Origin of the sequence: Amycolatopsis circi (assembly GCF_003385235.1) — a bacterium.
Lineage (GTDB): Bacteria > Actinomycetota > Actinomycetes > Mycobacteriales > Pseudonocardiaceae > Amycolatopsis > Amycolatopsis circi.
This window is the reverse complement of record NZ_PQIA01000250.1, coordinates 1-5,819: the sequence shown is the minus strand read 5'-3', so window position 1 is coordinate 5,819 and position 5,819 is coordinate 1. Positions and strand designations below refer to the sequence as shown.

The 5,819-nt window shown below is 71.0% G+C and carries 7 protein-coding genes; 3 read left to right on the top strand and 4 right to left on the bottom strand.

Translation table 11 applies throughout. The annotated features are described in order from the left end of the window. Together D0D37_RS45600 and D0D37_RS47060 are read right to left on the bottom strand one after the other, a co-directional pair. A partial coding sequence (locus D0D37_RS45600) for a helix-turn-helix domain-containing protein (protein WP_162834803.1) occupies positions 1-360 on the bottom strand: 360 nt, incomplete at its 3' end. Positions 361-422: 62 nt separating this feature from the next. Then, the gene (locus tag D0D37_RS47060) at positions 423-566 is read right to left on the bottom strand and encodes a hypothetical protein (RefSeq protein ID WP_162834802.1); all 144 of its coding nucleotides are present in this window, start codon (positions 564-566) and stop codon (positions 423-425) included. A 485-nt stretch (positions 567-1,051) separates the two neighbouring features. Between D0D37_RS47060 and D0D37_RS45595 the strand changes: the two genes are divergently transcribed. Both D0D37_RS45595 and shbA read left to right on the top strand, forming a co-directional pair. Beyond that, positions 1,052-2,011 carry a hypothetical protein gene (locus D0D37_RS45595; protein WP_116206781.1) on the top strand — a complete coding sequence of 320 codons (960 nt, stop codon included), beginning with the start codon at positions 1,052-1,054 and terminating at the stop codon, positions 2,009-2,011. A gap of 286 nt (positions 2,012-2,297) precedes the next feature. Further along, positions 2,298-2,948 carry an RNA polymerase sigma factor ShbA gene (gene shbA, locus D0D37_RS45590; RefSeq protein ID WP_208720571.1) on the top strand — a complete coding sequence of 217 codons (651 nt, stop codon included), beginning with the start codon at positions 2,298-2,300 and terminating at the stop codon, positions 2,946-2,948. Positions 2,949-3,062: 114 nt separating this feature from the next. On the opposite strand, the gene D0D37_RS45585 is transcribed toward shbA, so the two are convergent. Next, a complete protein-coding gene (locus D0D37_RS45585; protein ID WP_116206780.1) occupies positions 3,063-3,479 on the bottom strand; it encodes an STAS domain-containing protein in 417 nt (138 codons plus the stop codon). Positions 3,480-3,738: 259 nt separating this feature from the next. On the opposite strand from D0D37_RS45585, the gene D0D37_RS45580 reads away from it, so the two are divergent. Continuing rightward, entirely contained in the window at positions 3,739-4,446 is a 708-nt protein-coding gene (locus tag D0D37_RS45580; RefSeq protein WP_116206779.1) for a S1 family peptidase, read from the top strand. A gap of 47 nt (positions 4,447-4,493) precedes the next feature. Here the strand turns inward: D0D37_RS45580 and D0D37_RS45575 are convergent. Further along, on the bottom strand, positions 4,494-5,819 hold a 1,326-nt coding region (locus D0D37_RS45575; RefSeq protein WP_162834801.1), incomplete at its 5' end, for an ATP-binding protein.

Here is a 5,819-nt window from a genome sequence, read left to right as displayed (position 1 = left end):
GCCCATCCCCGAAACGACGCAGACGCCGCCGTCGGACTCGAGGATCTCGCGCACGGCTCGGGTTTCCTCGTCACGGCCGGTGAAGTCGGCGGTCACCGGAGGGAGGCCGGACGGGCGGACGTCCGGCCGGGTCCGGCGTTTGCCGGTTTCCGTGGGAATCAGGGTGGAAAGTGCTCCAGGAGTGCCGAATTCGGTCTCACACAATGCCGCGAGTGCGGAATTCGGCGCGGCAAGGCCGGTTTCGACTTTGCTCAGATACCCCTTGCTGTAGTGCACCCGTCCGGCCAACTCGGCGAGCGACAGCCCGGCCGAAATGCGCAGCCGCCGCAGTTCCGCCCCGAACGTCGCGCGCGCCGTCATCCGCCTCCACCCTCTTCTCGCTCCCAGTATGACGATCCGGCAGACGCCGGGCCGTGGTTTTGTCACGGCGCGGTCCGCACCGAAACCGGCGGCGCGACCGGCGCGGGCCCGCCCGGCTGGCCGAGAGCGAGTCCGGACACGAGCGCGACCCCGGCGAGCCACAACGCGGCGCGCACCAGCAGGGAAAACGAACAGATGACCTTCACGACAGCTCCTTCAGCGGATTTTCCGCCCGCCTGATCGGCGGCTCGTCCCGAGAATGCGTGGTCATGCGGTAATCAGGGAAGGAGTTTCCTGTTTCCGCCTTAATCGCGTGAACGGGGAACACGAGGCACATTAGGCGGGCCCGCCGGGCCGCCGGGAGCGCGATGAAAGGCATTCGGCTTCCACGAGGCAGGCCGGCCCGCACGGCAGGCTCGGCTCACGAGATCGCGAGCCGGCTGACCGTCCGCCAACGGCACGGACGAGCCGCCCGGACCGGACGGAGACAATAGGAAGCAGTCACCCGCCGTTTCGGGAAGGCGCCATCCGAGCGAATTTCGGGGGCGGATAAACCCGGTCGTACCAACCGGACACGGGAAAGGGAAATCATTCCGGTCACAGTCCGTGCGTCGGCGCCGGACAAGGCTGGACATCGGCGCCCGCATTGCGGAACAGTGGCTGCGGGCGGGGAGACGCGAGGGAGGAACGGGTGGAACCGAACGCGGCGGACTTGGTCGCGGAATTGAAAGTCCTCCGGAAGGGGCGCGGCGTATTCACCACTCCGCTCGGGATTCGGGTCGGCCCGGTCCTGCGCGAGGTGTGCGGGATTCCCGACAACGCGGAAAACGTCGAGATCCGCGACCGGCTCGCGCACGTGCTGGAACCGCTGGCCAAGACGCTCCCGGAGGACCTCCGCATCGCCGTGCTCGCGGCGTTCGCGATGCACGAACCGGCGCGCAAGCCGTTCTACCAGGAGCGGGTGCACTGGGCGGCGCGCGAGCTGGACCGCGACGACCGCACGATCCGGCGGCGCATCGACGAGGGCATCGAGCACGTCGCGCAGCTCGCGCTCGCCGGCCCGCGCGAGGGCGGCGGACAGGCCGCGCCCGATGCCAGCTGGCACACCGAACTGCTGCGCGTCTCCCTTGCGCTGGACCAAGACCGGCCCGAGGTGTTCGAGTTCCGGCGGATCGTCGCCGACGCCGACGAGATCGCCGAACTGGACCTCGCGCTCACCCTCACCACCACGTCCGCGACCGCCGGGCCGGTGCGGGAAAGCGATCTGGACGTCGACGTCTTCCACGGCGGCACGCTGGTCCGCCGCGCGATGGAGTCGAACGACCGGGTCGGGCTGGCGCTGCAGCTGGCCGATCCGCTGCCGCGCGGGAAAACGCACGACCTCGCGCTGCGGTTCCGCGCGGAATTCCGGCATCCGCACTACGTGTGCGTGCCCCGGCATCCGGTCGACCGGTTCGACCTGCACGCGCGCTTCCCGGCCGCGCCGCCGGCCGAAATCGTGCGGCTGGACCGCGTGTTCCAAGACGACTCACGCGATCCGGGCGCACGCGGCGACGTGGTGCGCCTGGACGGATCGGGCGAGGCGCACCTGCGGTTCGACCATCTCGCGCCCGGCTTCGCCTACGGCATCCGGTGGAGCCCGGCCGGCTGAACCTCGCCGACCGGGCCCGCGGCTCCGGTCAGTGCGTGATCATCGCAGTTCCCCTTCCCGCTCGCGGCAACTCTCCGACCGCACCGGGATCGCCGTCGCGCCCGGACGCGCTACCCGCGGGCCGAACCTGTCCAAGATCTGTCCAGATCCGCGCGGAACTCGTTGCCGCGCAACGGACAGAAGCTGGACAACACCCGCCCGGGCGCAACATCCGGAGCCGGGCCGCCGACTCCCGGATCGAGCGGGCGAGACCACCGCGGCCGCCCGTACGAAAGGAACGACCCCTATGCCCACCGCCACCGTGTCCGAACCGGTCGAAGGCTACGTCCCGCTCGCCGCGCTGCCGCGCCCGTCCGGACTGGCCGAGCGCCTGGAAACCGTGGTCCGCGCGGCCCGCGACGGCGTCCCCGGCGCGGCTCCGGAACTGCTGGCGCTGCTGAAACCGGTGATCGCGCGCTACTGCCGGGCCCGCCTCGGCGGACGCGACCTGTCGTACCTGTCGGCCGACGACGTCGCGCAGGAAGTGTGCATCGCGGTCCTGCAGGCGGTGCCGGGCTACGAGGACCGCGGCGGTTCATTCCTGCACCTGGTGCGCGCGATCGCGGCGAACAAGGTGGCGGACGCCTTCCGCGCCGTGTCGCGCGACCGCTCGCGGCCGGTGTCCGACGTCCCGGAGAACCCGGATCTGCGCGAGGGCCCGGAATCGCACACGCTGACCGCCGACCTCGGCGCGTCGCTGAGCCGGCTGCTGGCCGGGATGCCGAAGCTGCAACAGGAAATCCTGACGCTGCGCGTGGTCGTCGGCCTGACGTCGGCCGAAACCGCGAAGGCGCTGGGAATCTCGGCGGGCAACGTCCGGGTGACGCAATGCCGCGCGCTGGCGAAACTGCGGGACTCGATCAAGGAGCAAGGGCTGGCCGAAGCGCTGCTCGCGTGAACTCGCAACATCGCCGCACTGGTATGGACCACTCGCGAAAAAGTCCGGGAAGTTCACCCGCTCGGGCCACCTCGCCGGTTCGGGCAGGCCCGAAACGCCCGGATCCGGACCGGCTCAGCCCGCGTCGAGGCGCCGTTTCATCCGGCGCAGGAACGCGATCCGGTCGGTCTCCACGCGGACGGCCGTTCGGTCCGGGTAGATGTCGAACACGCCGGTCATGCCGGTTTCGGCGAGCCGGCGGCCCGCCGCGCCGGAGGGGTGCGCGAGCAGCCGCAGCACCACGCCCTCCGCGGCCGCGCGGTCCTGCGCGGCCCGCAGGACGTGGATGCCCGCGTCGCTCAGCTCGGTCAGCCCGGTCAGGTCCAGCACCAGCGCCATCGGGCGTTTGGCCAGCGCGAACGTCACCGCGCGCACCACCACCAGCGCGGTGCCCGCGTCGAGTTCCCCCGCCAGCAGCAGCGTGAGCACGTCGAGGTCGTCGTAGCGGTACGACGACTTCAGCCGTGCCGATCCCTGTGAGCCGGCTTCCATCCGCGTGCTGCGCTCCCTGTCCAGGCGGGGCCCGTCGCGCCCGCTCGTCCACCCGACACCATTCTGGACCTGATGGCCTCGTGACCGCGCTCACAGTCCGCTTCCGCGTCCCGCGAACGGGGACTGGTCCGCTTGTCCCACGACGAAAGTCGGGAACTGTGTCAGCCCGACCTTCGGCGGGTTCCGTCATTTACCGACATTCACGACGGTGGGTCAGTACCTGACTACCACTCCCCGCACCCACCGGAGATGATCACCCGTGCGAATCGCGCGTACCGCCGCAGTCCTGTCCGGCCTGGCTTTCGCCGCCGTCGCCGCGGCCTCCCCCGCCGCGGCCGCTCCCGCCCAGCCCGCCATCATCGACGGCAGCACCGCCGACTCCCTGCACGCCGCCGCCCGGATGTTCGCCGGCGGCCAGGAACTCTGTTCCGCCACGATCGTCGCGCCCGACTGGATCCTCACCGCCCGGCACTGCACCCAGGGCGCGGGCGGCAAGCAGATCACCTTCCACGTCGGCAGCCTCGACCAGACCCAGGGCACCGAGGTCTCCGCGACCTCGGTGCACGATTCCCCTGACGCCGACATCTCGCTGGTCCAGATCGACCAGAAGGTGCAGACCGAGTACGCGCCGCTCGGCACCGCGAGCGACGTCAACGTCGGCGACACCGCGCAGGTCTACGGCTGGGGCGCGACCTGCACCGACCAGCCGGAGATCAACTGCCAGTCGCAGGTGCTGAAGGTGGCGAACGTCTCGGTCACCTCGGTCGACTGCCCGGACGGCGCGGCCGGAGTCTCGGTGTGCGCGAACCGCGGCGACGGCATCACCGCCGGCGGCGACTCCGGCGGCCCGATGTACGCGAACGGCAAGCAGGTCGGCGTCGCCTCCACCAGCGACCGCCAGTCCTACACCGCCTACATCAACGTCACCCAGTACCGCGACTGGATCCAGTCGGTCGCCGGCGTGTGACCGGAGGACGGCCCGGACCCGGACGGATCCCCGGGTCCGGGCCGCTCCTACCCCTCCCCTTCTCCCTCCCCGTTCCTGGCCCGCGCGAGCACCTCCTCGAGGCGCAGCGGGCTCGCCGGGTGGTGGCTCAGGCACAGCGGCGTCGACACCCGCCGGAACCCGAACGCCTCGCCGGACACGTAGAACTGGGCCCGTTCCAGCCGTGAGATGTCCGCCACCGGACTCCCCTTCGCCCGCGCCATCTCGTTCGCCGCGGCGATCTGCGCCGGACTGTTGAGCCGCCCGAAGAACTGCGTCGTCGCGTTGCCGGCGATCTGGTTGTGCAGGCCTTTCGGCGCCTGCGTCGCGAACAGCAGCCCCAGCCCGTACTTCCGGGCCTGCGCGGCCAGCACGATCGTGCTGCGCGCGCTCGCGGTGAGCGAGCCGGACGCCGCGAGCGTCTGCGCCTCGTCCATCACGAACAGCGCGCCCAGCGGCCGGTCCCCCGCCGGATTCCGCTTGATCCACGCGAACAGCTCCATCTGCAGCTGGTTCACAAAACTCTGCCGCTGGGCCTCCGACGGAAGCCCGGCGAAGCTGATCACCGAAATCCGCGCCCGCTTGCCGTCCGCCGGAGTGAGCAGCAACGCCGGATCGACCGGGGTTCCGGTTCCGGCGAACAACGGGTCGTTCACCATCGCGGCCTTGAGCAGTTCGGCGACTTCGGCGGCGATTTTTCGGCCGCCGTTGAGATTCGTGACGCCCTCGGGGAGATCTTCGAGGAGGTCGATCAGCTCCGGCAGGCTTCGCGACCCGGTGCGCGCGTGGTGCACGATCGTCTGCCGCAGCACGGCCAAGCCGATGTCGGCCTTCGCGGTGCTGCCGGTGAGCCGAGCCTGCGGCGCGAGGGCGGCCACCGCTACCTCGACCGCCGCGGAGAACTCGTCCTCGTCGTCGAGCACTCCCCCGAAATCCGGCAACGGCTCAAACCCGAGCGGCCGCCCGGTGGCTCGGCCCGGTGTCCACACGACGACGTCGGTGCCTGCGAGGTATCGCTCGGCGAGCTGGGCGTCTTCCGGCCCCCAGCCGCTGGGCGGACTCGGCCACGCGTCGCCGAGGCGGGCGAGGTCGTTGTTCGGGTCGAGCACGATGGACGACACGCCGTGCAGCGCGCATTCCTCGACTATCCGGCGCAGGAGCACGGTTTTTCCCGATCCGGAACCGGCGAAGACCGCGGCGTGCTTGCGGAGGGCGGAAAGTGCTATCCGGATGGGCTTGCCGGAGCCGGTTTCGGCGCCGAGGGTGAGGGTGCCGTCCGGGGGCGGGTGGGTCCCGTCGGAACGAGGCGCCGGGGCGGTTCCGGTGCGGTTCGCTCGCGGGGCTGGGGAGGGAGT

What these genes read in the sequence shown, in the direction of transcription:
- shbA (WP_208720571.1), top strand. Translation starts at nt 2,298, where the DNA reads ATGCCCACCGCCACCGTGTCCGAACCGGTCGAAGGCTACGTCCCGCTC.
- D0D37_RS45585 (WP_116206780.1), bottom strand. Translation starts at nt 3,479, where the DNA reads ATGGAAGCCGGCTCACAGGGATCGGCACGGCTGAAGTCGTCGTACCGC.